This is a genomic window from Ferrovum myxofaciens, assembly GCF_000735045.1.
Taxonomy (GTDB): Bacteria; Pseudomonadota; Gammaproteobacteria; order Burkholderiales; family Ferrovaceae; genus Ferrovum; species Ferrovum myxofaciens.
The window spans coordinates 1-253 of sequence record NZ_JPOQ01000551.1 but is presented as its reverse complement, the minus strand read 5'-3'; the positions used below and the strand labels follow the sequence as shown (position 1 = coordinate 253).

Here is a 253-nt window from a genome sequence, read left to right as displayed (position 1 = left end):
CAAGACGCTATGGCCGCCAAACAAAAAACGCGTCGGCACGCACAAACTGGATTGAAGTAAAGTTACTGGATTGATTGTTTTCACGAACTCGCAGATGCCTGCGATTATAGGATCAAGCCTCACGGTCAATTAGTATCGGTTAGCTTAACGCATTACTGCGCTTCCACACCCGACCTATCAACGTCCTGGTCTCGAACGAACCTTTAGGAGGGTCAAGCCCTCAGGGAAGTCTTATCTTGAGGCAAGTTTCCCG

General features: G+C 49.0%; 1 rRNA gene. It reads right to left on the bottom strand.

Annotated features, from left to right (window positions below):
* Positions 1-108 precede the first annotated feature (108 nt).
* Positions 109-253, bottom strand: a 23S ribosomal RNA gene (locus IV91_RS0115055); the annotation flags it as partial.